19 protein-coding genes are annotated in these 17010 nt (G+C 72.0%); 9 read left to right on the forward strand and 10 right to left on the reverse strand.

The window, feature by feature from the left end:
- Positions 1-3: 3 nt before the first annotated feature.
- Positions 4-1137, forward strand: a complete 1134-nt coding sequence (locus EDD26_RS00085) for an LOG family protein (protein WP_123695854.1) — start codon at positions 4-6, stop codon at positions 1135-1137.
- Here the strand turns inward: EDD26_RS00085 and EDD26_RS00090 are convergent.
- The 3 genes from EDD26_RS00090 to EDD26_RS00100 form a co-directional block, all read right to left on the reverse strand.
- Positions 1126-1818, reverse strand: a complete 693-nt coding sequence (locus EDD26_RS00090; RefSeq protein WP_123695855.1) for a hypothetical protein — start codon at positions 1816-1818, stop codon at positions 1126-1128. The two genes, EDD26_RS00085 and EDD26_RS00090, sit on opposite strands and share 12 nt — an antisense overlap.
- A gap of 18 nt (positions 1819-1836) precedes the next feature.
- Positions 1837-3345 (reverse strand): MDR family MFS transporter, encoded by a 1509-nt coding sequence (locus tag EDD26_RS00095; RefSeq protein WP_170165471.1) that lies wholly within the window; start codon positions 3343-3345, stop codon positions 1837-1839.
- A gap of 92 nt (positions 3346-3437) precedes the next feature.
- Positions 3438-3845, reverse strand: a complete 408-nt coding sequence (locus EDD26_RS00100) for a VOC family protein (RefSeq protein WP_123695857.1) — start codon at positions 3843-3845, stop codon at positions 3438-3440.
- A gap of 148 nt (positions 3846-3993) precedes the next feature.
- Here EDD26_RS00100 and EDD26_RS00105 point away from each other — a divergent pair, with 148 nt between their 5' ends.
- The 5 genes from EDD26_RS00105 (at position 3994) to EDD26_RS00125 (ending at position 8846) form a co-directional block, all read left to right on the forward strand.
- Positions 3994-5034, forward strand: coding sequence for an FUSC family protein (locus EDD26_RS00105; protein ID WP_123695858.1), 1041 nt, complete (start codon positions 3994-3996; stop codon positions 5032-5034).
- A 23-nt stretch (positions 5035-5057) separates the two neighbouring features.
- Positions 5058-5687, forward strand: coding sequence for a CDP-alcohol phosphatidyltransferase family protein (locus EDD26_RS00110; RefSeq protein WP_123695859.1), 630 nt, complete (start codon positions 5058-5060; stop codon positions 5685-5687).
- The gene (locus tag EDD26_RS00115) at positions 5684-6124 is read left to right on the forward strand and encodes a hypothetical protein (protein WP_123695860.1); all 441 of its coding nucleotides are present in this window, start codon (positions 5684-5686) and stop codon (positions 6122-6124) included. The genes EDD26_RS00110 and EDD26_RS00115 overlap by 4 nt, the downstream gene beginning before the upstream one ends.
- 171 nt (positions 6125-6295) lie before the next feature.
- A complete protein-coding gene (locus tag EDD26_RS00120) occupies positions 6296-8023 on the forward strand; it encodes an AIPR family protein (RefSeq protein ID WP_123695861.1) in 1728 nt (575 codons plus the stop codon).
- 163 nt (positions 8024-8186) lie between these two features.
- Positions 8187-8846: a DsbA family oxidoreductase gene (locus EDD26_RS00125; protein WP_123698347.1), complete on the forward strand. Its 660-nt coding sequence runs from the start codon at positions 8187-8189 to the stop codon at positions 8844-8846.
- An 18-nt stretch (positions 8847-8864) separates the two neighbouring features.
- Here EDD26_RS00125 and EDD26_RS00130 read toward each other — a convergent pair whose 3' ends face one another.
- The 4 genes from EDD26_RS00130 to EDD26_RS00145 form a co-directional block, all read right to left on the reverse strand.
- Positions 8865-9620, reverse strand: a complete 756-nt coding sequence (locus tag EDD26_RS00130) for a class I SAM-dependent methyltransferase (RefSeq protein ID WP_123695862.1) — start codon at positions 9618-9620, stop codon at positions 8865-8867.
- 14 nt (positions 9621-9634) lie between these two features.
- Positions 9635-11719 carry a DEAD/DEAH box helicase gene (locus EDD26_RS00135; RefSeq protein ID WP_425453382.1) on the reverse strand — a complete coding sequence of 695 codons (2085 nt, stop codon included), beginning with the start codon at positions 11717-11719 and terminating at the stop codon, positions 9635-9637.
- Between the two features lie 237 nt (positions 11720-11956).
- Positions 11957-13417 carry an HNH endonuclease signature motif containing protein gene (locus EDD26_RS00140; protein ID WP_148058656.1) on the reverse strand — a complete coding sequence of 487 codons (1461 nt, stop codon included), beginning with the start codon at positions 13415-13417 and terminating at the stop codon, positions 11957-11959.
- Between the two features lie 106 nt (positions 13418-13523).
- Positions 13524-13976, reverse strand: a complete 453-nt coding sequence (locus EDD26_RS00145) for an SRPBCC family protein (RefSeq protein ID WP_123695864.1) — start codon at positions 13974-13976, stop codon at positions 13524-13526.
- Between the two features lie 90 nt (positions 13977-14066).
- On the opposite strand from EDD26_RS00145, the gene EDD26_RS00150 reads away from it, so the two are divergent.
- Together EDD26_RS00150 and EDD26_RS00155 are read left to right on the forward strand one after the other, a co-directional pair.
- Positions 14067-14489 (forward strand): Hsp20/alpha crystallin family protein, encoded by a 423-nt coding sequence (locus tag EDD26_RS00150; RefSeq protein WP_170165472.1) that lies wholly within the window; start codon positions 14067-14069, stop codon positions 14487-14489.
- Between the two features lie 6 nt (positions 14490-14495).
- A complete protein-coding gene (locus EDD26_RS00155) occupies positions 14496-14807 on the forward strand; it encodes a biopolymer transporter Tol (protein ID WP_123695866.1) in 312 nt (103 codons plus the stop codon).
- Positions 14808-14837: 30 nt separating this feature from the next.
- On the opposite strand, the gene EDD26_RS00160 is transcribed toward EDD26_RS00155, so the two are convergent.
- Entirely contained in the window at positions 14838-15554 is a 717-nt protein-coding gene (locus tag EDD26_RS00160) for a ZIP family metal transporter (RefSeq protein WP_123695867.1), read from the reverse strand.
- 104 nt (positions 15555-15658) lie between these two features.
- On the opposite strand from EDD26_RS00160, the gene EDD26_RS00165 reads away from it, so the two are divergent.
- Entirely contained in the window at positions 15659-16246 is a 588-nt protein-coding gene (locus EDD26_RS00165; protein WP_123695868.1) for a GNAT family N-acetyltransferase, read from the forward strand.
- Between the two features lie 30 nt (positions 16247-16276).
- On the opposite strand, the gene EDD26_RS00170 is transcribed toward EDD26_RS00165, so the two are convergent.
- Together EDD26_RS00170 and EDD26_RS00175 are read right to left on the reverse strand one after the other, a co-directional pair.
- On the reverse strand, positions 16277-16732 hold the full coding sequence (locus tag EDD26_RS00170; protein WP_123695869.1) for a YdeI/OmpD-associated family protein: 456 nt from the start codon (positions 16730-16732) through the stop codon (positions 16277-16279).
- A gap of 1 nt (position 16733) precedes the next feature.
- Entirely contained in the window at positions 16734-16940 is a 207-nt protein-coding gene (locus tag EDD26_RS00175; RefSeq protein ID WP_123695870.1) for a hypervirulence associated TUDOR domain-containing protein, read from the reverse strand.
- Between the last annotated feature and the right edge of the window lie 70 nt (positions 16941-17010).

Here is a 17010-nt window from a genome sequence, read left to right on the forward strand (position 1 = left end):
CGCATGCATGACTTCGACGAGCGCCCGCAGCACGGCCGCCGCATCGACATCGGCTCGCTCGAGGCCTTCGACCGCTTCGCGGCGCAGGCCGGATCGATGCGCGGCTGGCGCATCCAGGACGTCGACCTCCGGGAGCGCGGGAGCGAGCTCGAGCGGCTCGACGGCAGCGGCGCGCTGCTGCTGGGCGCCGACCTGCCCGCGGGCGCGAAGGAGCGTCTGGTGGGGCAGGGCGCGCTCGTCTTCGACGACGTGCCGGAGGTGCCGTTCAACGCCTACCGCTCGACGCTCTACGCGCCCGACGACCTGGTCGCCGGCATCGACGACGGCTACCCGTCGAGCTTCGACGCGCGCGTCTACGCCTGGTCGCGCACGCGGCACCACGACATCGCGCACACCCTCGCCGCGGCCCTGCACGATCACTCGATCGACGACGCGCTCGCCGAGTGGGTGCAGGGCAAGGTGATCGTCGGGATCATGGGCGGCCACGCGCTGCGCCGCGACTCACCGGAGTACCGGCAGGCGGCGCACCTCGCGCACGGCCTCGCGCGCGCCGGACGGGTGGTCGCGACCGGCGGCGGCCCCGGTGCGATGGAGGCCGGCAACCTCGGTGCGCGCGCCGTGGGCTGCTCGAGCGCGGAGCTCGACGCGGCGGTCGACGAGCTCGCCGCGGTGCCCTCGTTCCACGGCTCGATCCCCGAGTGGATCGACTCGGCGCGGCGGGTCGCGGCGCGCGTCGGCGACGGCGTCTCGCTCGGCATCCCGACGTGGCACTACGGCCACGAGCCGCCCAACTCGTTCGCCACCTCGATCGCGAAGTACTTCCAGAACTCCGTGCGCGAGGACATCCTGCTGCGCGTCGCGAACGGCGGCGTCGTCGTGCTGCCGGGCGGCGGGGGCACGGTGCAGGAGATCTTCCAGGATGCGTGCGAGAACTCCTACGCCGAGGACGGCGCGTGGGCGCCGCTCGTGCTGCTCGGCACGCGGTTCTGGACCGAGACGCTGCCCGCGTGGCCGCTGCTGCAGGCGGTCATGCGCGACCGTCCGGGCGCGGTGGGCATCGCGTGCGTCGAGACCCCGGCGGATGCGGTCGCGGCGATCGCGGCGTTCGAACCGGGAGCCCGGGCGTCAGGCCTCTAGCTCGCCCGCGATCCGCCGCTCCAGGTCGTCGGTCGTCGCCTCTGGGAGCGCGATGAGGCCGTCGAGCTCGCGGCGGGCCTGCTTGTAGGCGCTCTGCCGCTCGGCGGGGGTCGACGCCTCGCTCTCGGCGAGCGCCATCAGGCGCTGCGCGGACTGCAGGCGCCGCCGCTCTGGCTCGGAGAAGCCCGACTGCGCGCGGCGCTTGGCCTCGCGCACCGCCGCCTCGAAGGCCACCTCGTAGTCGCGCACCGCCTCGCGGTAGCGCTCGAGCGCACCAGGCGGGCGCAGCGCGGCCGGCGCGTCGGGGCGGAGCCCCTCGGCAACCCGGCGCGCCCGGTGGAACGTCTGCGTGAGCGGCTCGCGCATGTCGGTCACGAGCGGGTAGTCGATGAGCTTCGCGACGTCGAGCTCGAAGTCGAGCCAGCGCCGGTCGGTGTCGGCGTGGTCGCCCAGGATGCGCTCGATCTGCCGGTCGCGGTCGGCCAGGTCCGCCGCCGCGCTCGGCGGCTGGACCGGCGCGACCGGGTGCACCGGCGCGCGGCGGACGCGCTCGAGCTCGATGCGATCGCGCCGCCGGCGCTCGTTGTACTTCGCGACGCCGCCGATCCAGCCGCCGACGATCGGGCCCACGATGAACGCGAGCCACCAGTAGCTGCCGGCGAACTCCAGGATCTCCCCCACCCCGGCACCGTATCCGGGTCAGTGCGCCGAGGGGGCCTCCGCGCCGGCGTGCTCGACGTGCTCGCGCTCGTCCGGCACGACGTCCGCGGGCTTCCGCAGCCACAGGGTCGCGATCACACCGATCGTCCAGAGCGCCGCGGCGCCCATGAACGCGATCCGCGCGCCCTCGAGCAGCGCCTCGCCGTGGGCGACGCCGTCGGCGACGAGCTGCGCCTGGCGCGTCGCCATGATCGTGACGAACGCGGCGGTGCCGGCGGCGCCGGCGACCTGCTGCACGGTGCTGAGCACCGCGGAGCCGTGGCCGTAGAGGTGCTTCGGCAGCGCGCCGAGCGACACCGTGAAGAGCGGCGGGAACGTGAAGGCGAAGCCGAGGCTCAGCGTCACCTGCATCGCGAGCACGAGGTACCAGGGCGTCGAGATGTGCAGCTGCGTGTAGAGCACGAGCGCGGTCAGCACGATGAGCGCACCGGGGATGACGAGCGGGCGGGGACCCCAGCGGTCGTAGAGGTTGCCGACCACCGGGCCGAGGAGGCCGGTGAGCAGCGCGCCAGGCAGCGTGATGAGGCCGACCTGGATCGGCTCGAGGCCCATCGAGTCCTGCAGGATGAGCGGCAGCATGATGAGCGTGCCGAACATCGCGGCCATCGCGAGGCCCATCACCACGACGGCCGCGGTGAAGAGCGGGTGCCGGAACGTGCGCAGGTCGAGCAGCGCGTCGTCGGTGCGCTGCAGGCGGCGCTGGCGCAGGATGAAGAGGGTCAGCGCGACGACGCCGACGCCGAGCGCGGTCGGCAGCTGCCAGGCCGGCAGGTCGGCGGCGCCGATGAGCGACAGGCCGTAGACGAGCCCGCCGAAGCCGAACCCGGCGAGCGGGATCGAGACGACGTCGAGGTGCGGGGGCTCCTGCGCCTCGCCGCGCTTGAGGCTCCGCGCGCCGACGAGCAGCATGATGAGCGCGAGCGGCGCGACGCCGAGGAAGATGAAGTGCCACGAGGCGACCTGCAGGATCGCGCCGGAGACGGTCGGTCCGAGGGCCGGGGCCACCGAGATCACGAGCGAGATGGTGCCCATGAAGGCGCCGCGACGGGCGGGCGGCACGAGCTGCATGACCGTGGTCATGAGCAGCGGGAAGACCACCGCCGTGCCGGAGGCCTGGATGACCCGGCCGAGCAGCAGCAGCGGGAACGACGAGGCGATGCCGGCGAGCACGGTGCCGAGCACGAACGCGCTCATGGCGGCGATGAAGAGCGTGCGCGTCGTGAAGCGCGCCATGAGCCAGCCCGTGATCGGGATGACGATCGCCATCGTGAGCAGGAACGCCGTGGTCAGCCACTGCGCCGCGCGCTCGTCGATGCCGAGCACCGGGTCGGCGACGAGCGTCGAGATCGCGACGTTCATCGCGGTCTCGTTGAGGATGACGACGAACGCCGACACCAGCAGGGTGGCGATGATGACGGCACCACCGGGTGCCAGTCGTTCGGTTGCGGGGCGCGCGTCGGCGCGCGGGGACTGGGTGTCGATCTGCATGGGTTCCATCTCGCGAGTGATGCGTCAATCCAACGCAGACCCGGCGCGGGCATTCCCACGGGGGTCGCGCCGGTGCGTGGAGACCCTGCAGGTCAGGCCTGCGGCGCCTCCATGAAGAAGAAGTCGATGATGTGGCCGTCGGGATCGGTGAGCTGGCCGCCGTACATGCCCCACTCGCTGTCCTCGACCGGCTTCGAGAGCCTACCGCCTGCCGAGGCTCCGGCGGCGGCGAACGCGTCCACCTCCTCGCGGCTGCCCAGCAGCAGCGCGAGCAGGTTCTCGAGCGTGCCCTCGGGGGCGCGGCGCTGTTCGCCGACGAGGAACTCGTCGAACTTCGCGTGCTCGAGCAGCATGATCGCGACCTGCTCGGTCAGCACCATGCAGCTCGTCGTCTCGTCGCTGAACATCGGGTTCCGCTCGAACCCCAGCGCCTCGTAGAACGCGGTCGAGCGGGCGACGTCGGCCACCGCGTGGTTGGGGAACACCATCTGGACTGCCATGACCGCTCCTCGCGCGCAGGGTGGGGACGGCGCCCACCGTAGTCGTGCGAGCGGGCGGCCGTCTACGGGCGCATCCGGGCCCGCCACTACCATGGAGGACCGTGGAGATGACGCGGATCGGCACCCGGGCGGCCGCCCCGCTCCCGCGATGAGCAGCCCTGGGTTCCGCCAGGCGCTCCTCTCCTTCGGGCCGCACGCCGGCGCCCACCGCGTCGCCCTGCGCGCGAGCGCCAGCACCGCCGTGCCGCTGGTCGTGCTGCTCCTCATCGGCCACAGCGAGTGGTCTGCCTGGGCGGCGTTCGGCGCCTTCGCGGCGCTCTACGGCCGCAACCGGGTGCACCTCACGCGGCTCGCGATGCAGTCGACCGCCGCGGGCGTGATGCTCGTCGCCGTCGTGCTCGGCTCGCTCGTCGCGACGCTGCCCGACCCGCTCTGGCCCATGATCGTCGGCGGTGCCGTGCTCGCCGGCCTCGTCTCGATCGTGTCCGACGCCGAGGACTGGCACCCGCCCGGGCCGCTCTTCGCGCTCTTCGCGTTCAGCGGCTCGGCGTCGATCCCCGGGATCACGCTCGCGGGGGTCGGCACGGCGGCCGGCGTCGCCGCCGCATCCGCCGCCTTCGCCGTGCTGCTCGGCTCCGCCGGCACCGCGTGGCGCCGCGCGCGGCGGCTGCCGCCGCTCGAGTCGCCGCCGACGGCACGGGACTACCGCCTCTCCCCCGGTCGCCGCGTGCAGCTGCGGCGCGTCGCCCGGTACGCGATCGGCGTGCTGCTCGCGGGCACGATCGCGGCCGCGCTCGGGATCGGGCACCCCTACTGGGCGATGGTGTCGGCAGTCGTGCCGATCTCGGCCGGCGCGTTCGCCGCCGGGCTCGCCCGCGGCACCCAGCGCATCCTCGGCACGACGTTCGGCGTGCTGCTCGCCGCGGGCGTGCTGCTGCTCGATCCCAGCGCGCTCGTGATCGTGCTGCTCGTCGCGGTCATCGCCTTCGGCGCCGAGCTGCTGGTCGGCCGCAACTACGGGCTGGCGATGGTCTTCGTCACGCCGCTCGCGCTGCTCTCGGTGCACCTGGCCTCGCCGACGCCCGTCGACCAGCTGCTCGTCGACCGGCTCGTCGAGTCGGTCATCGGCGCGCTCGTCGGGATCGCGGTCGGCTTCGCCACCCGTCGCTGGGGCTCCCTGCCGCGCTGAGGCCCTGTGCTATCAAGGTGGGCATGGCGCTCACCCCGGCTCGCGAACGCGATCCGAACGACCCCTACTTCCAGCGGGTCTTCACGGTCGCCAACGCGGTCACGCTGCTGCGCTTCGGGCTGCTCGTGCCGGTGTGCTGGCTCGTCGTCACGGGCGCCGACGGATCGTGGGTGCCCGTCATCCTGCTGGCCGTCTGGGCATCGACCGACTGGATCGACGGCGTGCTCGCCAGGGCGCTCCACCAGGAGTCGCGGCTCGGCGAGGTGCTCGACCCCATCGCGGATCGCATCGGCATCATCGGCGTGACGCTCTCGCTCGCGATCGCGGGCGTCGTCGAGTGGTGGATCCTCGCCGTCATCTTCGGCATGGACGTGCTCGCGGTCGTCTTCGCCGGGCGCGAGGCGCGCGACGGCAGCATCCACGTGTCCTGGCTCGGGAAGATCCGCACCGCGCTGCTGCTGCTGGCGATCGTCGTGCTGCTGCTCGGGCACACGGTCGTGCCATGGGCGGCCCCGATCGGCATGACCCTGCTGCTCGTCGGGACGGGTCTGCACATCATCGCCGCGGTCGACTACATGCTCAAGGCGCGTCGCCTGCGGCTGGTGCAGACTGGGACGACCACTGCGACGACCACGAACCGGGAGCCGAGATGACCGACTGGACCGAGGAGCGCGAGCGGCTGGCGTCGCTCGTCGAGGACATCCTCGCTGGCTGGCACGAGTCGGTGGAGCGCGTGCCCGGCGAGGACGGCGACGAGGACACGATCGTCGCGCGCGACGGCGACAAGGTGATGGCGATCCTGCCGCTCGACGACGAGAGCGTCGAGGCGATGGTCGACGCCGAGGCCGAGGGCGAGCTCGCGCAGTGGCTGCGCGACGAGCTCGCGGAGGACGAGGATCGCGACGACGACGACCTCGACGACGAGGGCGACGACGACCTCGAGGCCGCTGCCGACGCCTGGCTGGGCGACGACGACAGCGACGACGACGACACCACGACGACCGTCGTCGTCGCGGATGACGACGACATCGACCTCGACGACTGGGACGACCCCGAGGCCGACGCGCTCATCGACGAGCTGCCGCGCTGAAGCGCCCTCACCGCCCGATCCCGGCAGCGGGGAATGCCGACGCGCACGGCGCGTTGGCCCCAGCATGCAGATCGACATCTGGTCAGACGTGGCGTAGTTGACGATTGGCGCTGCAGACGCGCCGAGTAATTCTCATTGCGCTCGTTCCGGTCCCATGCCAGGGTCGCAATCATGGTGCAAAACGAGCGCGTGTTGATCGACAGTCACATCGCCGCGGCGCAGGCGGAGCGCGACGCGCCTCTACCCAAAGACGTGGCCTTCGAGACCTTCACGGCTGAGATGGCGCTGAAGGAGCACAACCTCACGCCGGAGCAGATCGAGGCGGGTCGGATTGGCGGCGGTAAGGATGGCGCAATCGATGGCGTTTACGTCTTCCTCGACGACGAGCTCTTGGCGGAGGACTCCGAGATCTTCGACGACGATCACCTCGCGTCCAAGGTGCGTAAGAATGCGTCGATCCATCTGCATCTGATTCAAGCCAAAGAAGAGACGGGCTTCACTGAAACGGCGCTCGACAAAGTCGAGGTATCGACGTCGAAGCTCCTGAACCTAGACTCCACTGACGAGGAACTAAGCGTCTACTACTCGGCAGAGGTGATAGCGCGGATACGGCTGTTCACGCGCGTCTGGAAGAAGTTGCTGATCCGATCCCCCGAGGTGTCGATCCGATTCGATTACGCGACCAAGGCGGACACAAAGAACATCGCAGAGGCGGTTGCTCAGAAACGAATCGACCTCGAGCAGCATCTCAAATCCCTGGTGCCCGGCGCCACTACTCAAGTAGCTTTCCTCGGCGCCCGCGAGCTTTGGGAGATCGCCGACGCCGTCCCAGAATACGATCTCCAGCTGCGCTTCACCGAGTACCTCTCAAAGGCAGACTCCTACACGGGCCTCGTGGCGCTAGCCGACTACTTCGAGTTCCTCTGCGACCCGGACGGATCACTCCGAGGGCACCTCTTCGACTGGAACGTCCGCGACTACCAGGGCGGTGTCGCAGTCAATCGTGGGATTGAGGAGACTCTCGAGTCCGACTCGTCGGACGACTTCTGGTGGCTGAACAACGGCGTCACGATCCTGTGCGCGGGCGTCACGATCGGCGGCGACAAGACCTTCACTATGCAGAACGTGCAGATCGTCAATGGGATGCAGACGTCCCACAGCATCCACAGCGCGATTACGCGCATCGGAGCACAAGTCGAGCGCTCGCGCAATCGCTCTGTACTGGTGCGAGTGTTCGTCACCCAGGACGAGGCAGCTCGCGATCGGATCATCCGAGCAACGAACAGCCAAACGAAGGTGGCAGACGCCTCACTCCATGCGACGGAGGATCTGCATAGGCAGATCGAGGCGTACTTTTTCTCGCGAGGCTGGTTCTACGATCGGCGCAAGAACTTCTATAAGAATATGGGACGCCCGGCCGACCGCATCGTCTCAATCTCGGGACTCGGGCAGGCCGTCATCGCCCTCGGGCTCAGCCGACCCGATGACGCTCGCGCGCGTCCGTCTTCGTTGCTCAGCAAGGAGGCGGACTACAAGCAGATCTTCTCCTCCACGTTGCCGCTGGCGACGTATCTCTGGATTGCGCAGTTCCAGCGCCGCACCGAGACGCTCCTCCGGGGCGTCGACGAGATCGACGCTCACCTTCGAACGAACTTCCGCTTCCACGTCGGCCTGTACCTTGTGACACGGCTGAAGGCGGCTCAGATCTATAGTCCGACGCAGCTGAACGCCCTGGCGGCCGAGCCCGTGTCACTCACTCCTGAACAGGTCGCTGAGGCGATGGCCGCAGTCGCGAAGCTTGGGACAGAGACCGCCAGGGATGAGGACGCGCCGATCGACCGCGTCGCCAAGTCTCGATCGTTCGTAGAGAAAGTCATCGCACTCGCCCTCGCGCCGTAACCGAGGCCGGCAGTTTGCGTGCAGTTGTCGCGCATAGCGATGACTTACCGCTGCCCGCAGGGTCGGCGCAAACGAGACCAAGGCGCGCAGGCCGCGACTGGTTCGCGCTCCGGCATGGAATGAAGCGTGGCCCGCTCCGCTTGAACCCACTATGCAGAGAACGATAAGCGTAGACATCTGGTCAGACGTGGCGTGCCCGTGGTGCTTCATCGGCAAGCGCCGGTTCGAGGCGGCGCTCAGCACGTGGGAGCACCGCGACGAGGTCGAGGTGACCTGGCACTCGTTCCAGCTCGACCCGACTCTCCCTGAGCACTACGACGGCACCGAGATCGACTACCTCGCGAGCCGCAAGGGGCTGCCGCCCGAGCAGGTGCGGCAGATGTTCGCGCACGTGACGCAGCAGGCCGCCGGCGAGGGCCTCGCCTACGACTTCGACCGGCTCGTGGTCGCCAACAGCCTGCGCGCGCACCAGCTGCTGCACCTCGCGAAGGCGCACGGCGCGGGCGACGCGGTGAAGGAGGCGCTGCTCTCGGGGCACTTCGAGCAGGGCACCGACATCGGTGACGTCGAGGCGCTCGTCGCCATCGGCACGGGGGCGGGCCTCGACGCGCAGGAGATCCGCGACGCGCTCGCGGACGAGCGCTACCTGCCCGCCGTGCGTGCCGACATCCAGCAGGCGCAGGAGCTCGGGGTCAACGGCGTGCCGTTCTTCGTCTTCGACATGCGGCTCGGGCTCTCGGGCGCGCAGCCCGCGTCGACCTTCACGCAGGCGCTCGATCAGGCGCGGGCGCTCGCCCTCGAGGACGCGACCGCCGAGCGCTGAGGCCGGCGCCTCGGCCGATCAGGCCGGGCGCCGCGCCAGGTAGACCCACTCGCGGCCGGGGCGGTCCGGGGCATCGCGCACGTCGACGAGCTCGAGCCCGGCAGCGACGAGCGAGCGCTCGATCGCCGCGCGCGGTCGGAAGCGCAGCGTCGACGTCGAGTCGATGCGCGCGCCGTCGCGGTGGAAGATCGTCGGCGACGCGAACGTGACGAACTGGCCGTCGACGTCGGTCACCTCGACCCACTCCTCGACCGCGCCCTCGTGCGGCACGTCGACGACGTGGCGGGTCGCCTCGCGCGTCCAGTCCCGCCACGCCTCGCGCTCCGGACGGCGCGACTCGAAGACGAGCGTGCCGTCGGGCCGGAGCGCGCGGCGGGCCGCGACGAGCACCGCGTGCCAGTCGAGGTCGTCGAGGAAGACCTGCGCGACGTTCGCCGTCATGGTGACGACGTCGACGCCGTGCGCCGGGGACGCATCCGCTGCGGTCGCGTCGGCGGTGCCGACCACCCAGCGGACCGCCTCGGCGCCGGGCTTCGCCCGCGCGACGTCGACGGATGCCGCCGCCGGGTCGACGCCCGTCACGGCGACGCCGCGCGCGGCGAGCATGAGCGCGAAGGTGCCGGTGCCGCAGCCGATGTCGAGCACCGACCGCGCACCGAGCTCGTCGACGACGAGCCGCTCGTAGACCTCGAGGTCCGAGCGATCGGGGTCCAGCGCGTCGTAGACCGCGGCGAGCCGCGGGTCGCCGAAGATCGGGTCGGGCGCCGACGCCATCCGATCGGGCTGCCTCAGCCGCGAAGGCGCGCGGCGACCGCGTCGCGCAGCATGCCCGCGACCGCCTCGAGCCGCAGGTCGCCGCTCGTCGGCTCGTCGCCCACCGCGCCGTCGATCGCGCGGCCGATGAGCCCGGCCTTCGCGTCGAGCAGCTCGGCGATGCGCGTGTCGATCGTCTGCGCAGCGAGGATGCGCCACACCGTGACGGGCATCGACTGCCCGATGCGGTGGATGCGGTCGATCGCCTGCGTCTGCTCGGCGTCGGTCCACGAGAGCTCGGCGAGCACCATGTCGGCCGCGGCCTGCAGGTTGACGCCGACGCCCGCGGCCATGAGCGAGCAGACGATCACCTGCACCGAGTCGTCCTCGGTGAAGGCGTCGATCGCGCGCTGGCGCTGCGCGGGCGTCTGGTCGCCGCGGATCGACACCGTCTTGATGCCGGCCTTCGCGAGCGACTGCTCAGCCGCGTCGAGGACGTCGATGTGCTTCGCGAAGAAGACGACCTTGCCGACCGAGTGCGCGAGCTGCCCCGCGTAGTCGGCGGCGAGCGCGGCCTTCGCACGGCCGATGCGACGGGCGAGCGCGAAGACGTTCTCGCCGGTGGCACCCTCCTGCGTCTCGACCTCGCTGCGCGCGATGCGGCGCACGAGCTCGTCGTCGACGCGGCTCTCGTCGCGCGCGTCGGCCGACCGCTGCGACATCGCGGCGTCGTAGCGCGCGAGCATGCGCTCGACGAGCACGCGCTCGGCGGTCCGGATGGAGCGCACCGACGCCTCGTCGAGCTCGACGGGGATGTCGGCGATGCGGCGCGCGGGGATGTCGGCGGCGACGTCGATCTTGCGTCGACGGACGATGCCCATGTCGATGACGGCCCTGCGCGCCGCCGGGTAGAAGCCCCGGTCCATCGGGGTGAGGCCGATGTCCTCGAGCTGGTCGGTGAGCGCGGCGTTCGGCTCCTTGTGGTCGATCCAGCCCAGGAACCGCCAGATCGCGCCGAAGTCCTCGATGTCGTTGATGAGCGGCGTGCCGGTGAGCGCCATGAGCAGCGGTTTGCCGACGCGCTCGCGCAGCGCCGCCGAGATCTGCAGCACGTGCTTCGACCGCTTCGAGCGGATGTTCTTGATGAAGTGCGCCTCGTCGACGACCATGCCGCGGAACCCGAAGCGCTCGAGCCAGCCGATGTGCCGGTCGAGCACCTCGAAGTTCACGATCACGACGTCGGCGAACGCGTCGAGCGAGTCGCCGTCGCCCTGCAGCACCGCGGCGCGGCGGCCGGGCGCCCAGCGCTCGGTCTCGCGCGCCCAGTTGATCTTCACGACGCTCGGCGCCACCACGAGCAGCGGGAACGCGTCGGCCGCCTGCGCGGCGAGGAGCGCCTGCGCGGTCTTGCCGAGGCCGGGCTCGTCGGCGAGCAGGAAGGTGCGGTGCCCGTCGCGGGCGGCCTGCACGAGCTGCGACTGGTGGTGCATCAGCTCCTTGCCGCCGGGTGCGAGGCGCTGCTTCGGCTCGGGCAGCGGCATGCAGGCGGGCTTGCCGTCGGCCGCGACCTCGAACGAGAGGTAGAGCGGCGAGAGCAGGTCGAAGCCGGCGAGGCGGTCGCGCTCGGGCTTGCGACGGACGTGCGAGAGGTCGGGCTCGAGGAACGGGTTCGCGAGCTGCACGCGGTGCACCGACGGGGGCACCACCTGCGGCGCGAGCGGCTCGGTGCTCTCGGGCGCGGGGGCGGACGAGGTCTCGGGCTCCGGCTCCATGCCGGCGGCCTCGAGCATCTCGCGCTTGCGCTCGCGCACGGCGTCGGTGATGGGCGCGCCCTCGCCGAGCAGCGGCAGCAGCGTGGGCTCGCGGCTCGCGGCCTTGGCGAGGATCACGGCGATGCCGTCGAGGCGCTTGAGGTCCTCCGCGCGCTCTGCGTCGGTGAGCGCCTTGTCGGCGCGCACGCGTGCGCGCTCCTCGCGGGCGAGCATCGCCACGACCTGCAGCTTCACGCGGGTGGAGCGCGATGCGCTGCCTCGCTTGACGCCCGCCTCGACCTGGCGCACGGCGCGGGCGAGCTGCGGGATGAGGGCGTCGCGATCGCGCGACGGCGCCTCGGTGGTCACGTCTGCAGGAGATGCATCCGTGATGGATGCGTCCGTCTCGGACACATCGATGGTTGCGGCGTCGGCCACATGTCCTCCATTCGAGGCGGGGCCGCGGGTACGGGCCCCGGTGTTCAGGCTGCGACGGGAGCCGGAGCTCGAGGCTGCGGCTCGTCGTGCCGGTGACGCCTGCTGCGGTGCGCGTGAGGGCCGCGATGCGGCACGGACGGCGATCAGCGGGCTGACGTCAGAGCCATCCTACCCGGTCGGTACCTGCGTACGCTGCGCGGCTGCCCTGAGGATCGCCCGAGGCCGGGCTCGCCACGGCCTTCGCACCGGCCGCAGGATCGTGCGCGTGACCCGCCAGCGGCTGCCGACGCGCTCGATCACCTGCCGGCCCGCATGGACCTCGGTATGGCAGCGGGTGCACAGCAGGATCCCGTTGTCGATGTCGGTGTCGCCGCCATCGACCCATGCGCGCACGTGGTGGACGCTGTTCCACGATGCGGGCGCATCGCACCCCTCGCCCTGGCAGTGGCGGTCGCGGAGCATGATCGCCTTGCGCTGCGGCGTGGAGAACAGCCGCTTGCGTCGGCCGAGCTTCAGCACGTGCCCGTCGTCATCGACGAGGGCCGCCTGCACGAAGCCGTCGCAGATGATGCGGGCCGCGAGCTGCACCGGCACGACCTCGCCGGTCTCGACGATCTCGCAGAAGCCGGGCAGACCAGCTGCGTGGGCGTCGAGCTCGGCCTGCGTGACGGCGACGAGCAGGGTCGGTGCGTCCTTGCCGGGGCGGGGCGTGACGCCCGAGCGCGCGTGCGCGACGAAGAGCTCGGCGAGCACATCGGCCCGGCGCTGGTCGGGTGTGCGGTCATCGTCGGCCACAGAGGCCGAGCCGCCGATCTCGATCCGGGTGCGCGGCGACTCATAGGCACCGAGCACGGCCTGGACGGCAGCACCCTCGACCGGCGGCAGCACCAGATGGCCGCGGAACATGCCGTCGGCGCACTGCCGGAGCGTGAACGACCGCTGCGCGATCTGCTCCTCCTCGCGCGGCTCGGCGCCGTCGGGGTCGAACGCCTGCAGCCAGGCCCTCGCCGTCGTCGCGAGCTGCTCGGGCGGGGCGGGCACCGGGTCGTCGTAGCCACGCTCGCCGGCCGGGACCTCACCCACCGCGTCGGCGACGAGCGACGCCTCGGCAGCGAGCCGGTCGTCGTCACTGATGCGGCTGCCCGCCTCGCTGAGCCGGTCGACGATGACGCGTGCCTGGTCGAGCCCGATCGCGCCGGCGACGAAGGCGTCGGCGAGGTGCGGGAAGCGGGGCTCGAACGGCAGGCCGGTCGGCGTGCGCCGAGGGGTCGCCGCGAGGGCGACCTGCACGATCGCGGTCGCGCGACCGGCGGTGACGCCCAGCTCGTGGCGCAGCGCGTCCTTCGTGCTGCGGTACCCGAAGGAGCGGGCGAGCGAGGGAGCGTCGGCAGCGGGCGAGACCTGCTGGAGCAGCCCGGCGATGCGCACCGCGGCGCTGTCGGCGCACCGCACGAGCTCGCCGACCGCCGCGAGCGCATCCCACCGCTGGGCATCGCCGAGCCCCTCGAACGCGGTGGTGACGGCGAGCACGTGCTGCTGCAGCCCGTCGAGCGCCTCGCGCAGCGCGGCCGCCTCGGGCGACCTGCCCTGCCGCGCCTGCTGCTCCACCGGAACCTCCGTGTCCGCCATGGGGACCACCGCCTCGGCCCACCGCCGTCGGTGGTGCTCGGTGGGTCCATGCTACCACGAGCGTCGAACAAGCGTTCGAACTCTCGACAGCCTGTGGAGAACCCGATCAGCCTTCCAGCAGGTCCGCGAGGCGATCGATCGACGCGAGCAGGTTGGCGGGCAGCGTGCGGCGCGCGCGCCCGAGTCGTCGCTCGTCGTGCAGCTCGGTCCAGTCGTAGGTGTGCGTCACCCTCGTGCCGGCACCCTCCGGCTCGAGCTCCCAGCGCCACAGGTGGCCGATCGGCGGCGTGCCCTGCTCGGCGGGCATCCACGCGATGCGCCTGCCCTCCTCGAACTCCACGACGTGGTTCTCGCGCACGGCGCCGTCGCCCGTGAGCGTCATCGAGAACACGTCGCCGGTGCCCCTCACGCGCTGCCCATCCGCGGCCTCGGCGAGATTGTCGTTGCCGTCCCACGCCGGCTGCTTCGCCGGGTCGGCGACGTGCTCGAAGATGACGTCGGCAGGCGCCGCGATGACGCGGCTCGCGTGCACGACTCGGGACTCGTCGGTATCGCTCATGCCGCCATCCAAGCATCCGGGACGCATTGAGTCGCCCTCCGAAGCGGAGTAGACATGGGGCACGGACGGACCCCACGGAGGGAGCTCGACATGGCTGCTGAGGCTTCGCGCAAGTACCCGATCTTCCCGCCGTTCACCGAGTGGTTCGACGCCTTCGCGCTGCTGGGCGGCTGGGACGGCAAGGGTCCGCTCCCGGGCATCCGCGTCGAGGAGGTCGTCGAGGACGGCGCCTTCGTCATCCACGCCGAGCTGCCCGGCCTCGACCCCGCGCGCGACATCGACGTCAAGGTCGAGCACGGGGTGCTGACGATCCACGCCGAGCGCCACCCCGACCGTCGGGAGGCGCAGCGGTCGGAGTTCCGCTACGGCGCACTCGCCCGGGCCATCCGGCTGCCGATCGGCTCGCGCGACGACGACATCACCGCGTCGTACGAGGACGGCATGCTGACGGTGCGCGTCGCGCTCGACCCGGTGCCCGCGAAGCCCCGGCACATCCCGATCGAGCGGCGCTAGGCGCGGATGCGCGAGACCACCCGCACCGACGACGGCCGCTGGATCGTCGTCGACGGCAGGCGCTGGCGCGCCGAGGACCCGTCGCTGCCCGCCGATGCCGCGGCGCGACTGCGCTCGCACCTCGGCCGCGCCCGGTCGGCCGTGCGCCTCGCCGAGACCGACGACGACCGCGACGCCGCGCGCGACCGCGTGCAGCTCGCGAAGGAGGGGCTCGGCGAGCGCGGCGACGCCTGGTGGGACCTCTCGGAGGCCGATCGCGCCGCCAGGGCCCGCGACCGGCTGCGGAGCCTCGACGAGCTGGCACCGCCCACGCGCTGATCGCCCGCCGGCCGCGGACGGATCCGTCGCTCAGGACAGCAGCGACAGACCTGCGGCGACGGCGAAGCCGACGACGGTCGCGAGCCCCGCGAGGTCGCGGGCTTTCGCGCGCGCCTCCGGGACCATCGCGTCGACGAGCATGACGAGCAGCGCACCGGCGGCGAAGCCGTCGACGACGCCCGTGAGGGCGGGCGGCGCGACCTCGGCGATCGCGCGGCCGCCGACGGACGCGAGCGTGCAGATCGCGCCGACGCCGAGCCAGAGCAGCGGCACGAAGCGGCGCGAGCGGCCGGCGCCCAGCATGTCGGCCGACGCTCCGACCGACTCGGGCAGGTTCGAGACGAACACCGCGACGAGCAGCGCGACACTCACGCCGTCGCCGGTGGCGAGGCCGATGCCGAGCACCGCCTGCTCCGGCACGCCGTCGAGCAGCGCCCCGACCGCGAGCGGCATCCCGGCGGCACCGGCGGCGCCGGTGCCGCGACGGCCGGACCTCGCCTCGACCGCCCGGTCTGCGAAGAAGTAGGCCATCGCGCCGGCCGCCAGGCCGATGCCGACGGCGAGCGCGCCGCCCTCGGCGACGCCCGCTTCGGCGAGCTCGAACGCGACGCCGGCGATGAGCGCGCCCGCGCCGAACGCGAGCACGATGCCGACGACGGCATCCGACCAGCGCCGCACCATCGCGAGCGCCGCGCCGAGCACGAGCGACGACGACGCGATCGCGCCCCACAGCAGCGCCTCGAGCACGGTCAGCGCCGCCCGGTGCGGGTCTCGATCAGCATCCCGGCAGGCTATGCCCGCCGCGGCGGCGGTGCCATGGTGGTGGGCAGCGAGGCCGACGAGGAGGCGCCATGGCGGACGTGTCGATCCACCCGGCGACGCACGCGCGCTTCGCCGACCTCGCGTTCGTCATCGGACCGAAGCGGGCGGACGCATCCGTCTGCTGGTGCCTCAGCCACCGCGTCGACGCCAAGACGAACGTCGCGCTGCGCGGCCCCGAGCGCGGCGCGCACATGGAGGCGCTCACGCGGCGGCCCGTCGCGCCCGGCGTGCTCGCCTACGACGGCGACGAGGTCGTCGGATGGGCCGCGGTCGCGCCGCGCTCCGAGCTGCCGTTCGAGCGCTCCACCCGGATCCCGCACGTCGACGAGCAAGCGGTCTGGTCGATCTGGTGCATCCGCGTGCGTCCCGGGCACCGCGGCGAGGGCGTCTCGCACGCGCTCCTCGCGGGCGCCGTCGACTACGCCGCGTCGAAGGGCGCGCCCGCGGTCGAGGGGTATCCGGTCGACAACGCGGGCGAGCGCGTCGACCTCACCATGGCCTACGTCGGCACCCGGCGGCTCTTCGAGCGCGCCGGCTTCACGCTGGCCGCGACGACCGACGCGGTCTCCGGCGGCTTCCCGCGCGTGGTGATGCGGAAGCAGCTCGCGACGGGATGACCGCGGGCAGCTGACGGTCGGCGCGTGCGCTCAGCCCGCGGCGATGCGGCGCAGCTCGTCGAGCGCCTTCGCGAGCCGCCGCTCCTTCGTGTCTGCCGCCTTCGCCTCGCCGATGCCGCGCGCGAGCTCCTTGCGCCGCGAGGGCGCGAGGGCGTCGAACGCCGCCTTCGCCGCGGGGTCCTGCGCGAGCGCCGCGTCGAGCTCCGGCGGCAGCTCGATCGCTCGCTCGGCCTCGTCGAGCGCGATCACTGCATCGACCTCGTCGCCGGCCTCGACGCCCAGCGCCTCGCGCCGCTCCTTCGACAGGCCGAGCAGGTGCTCCCCTGCCATCGTGCCGATGCGCGTGCGCACGGTCGCCTCGCCGATCGTCAGGGTCACGGGTGCGTTCTTCGCGCCGCCCAGCGACGCGACCTGCTCGTCATCGAGGACGATCGCGGCGGCCGGGCCGCGTCGCTCGATCGTGGTGCGGATGCGCAGCTCCCCCACGTCAGGACCGCTTCGTGAGGGCCGACTCCTTGTGCGCCGCCTTGGCGCCGCTCTTCGCCGACTCGACGATGTAGTAGGGCTCGTCGCCGGAGGCGCGGAACTGCTGGCCGTCGAACTGGAAGTCCTCGACTCTCCGCTCCTGCACCGTGCCGTGCGTCTCGCCCTGGCTCGTGTTCCAGCTGACCTCGTCGCCCTTGCGGAATCCCATGCGCCGCTCCTCGCTCCTCGTCGTCGTCGCCGTGCGTGCGTGCGTGCGTCGCACTGTACGCGGGGCCGCT

Source organism: Agrococcus jenensis (assembly GCF_003752465.1).
GTDB classification, from domain to species: Bacteria; Actinomycetota; Actinomycetes; order Actinomycetales; family Microbacteriaceae; genus Agrococcus; species Agrococcus jenensis.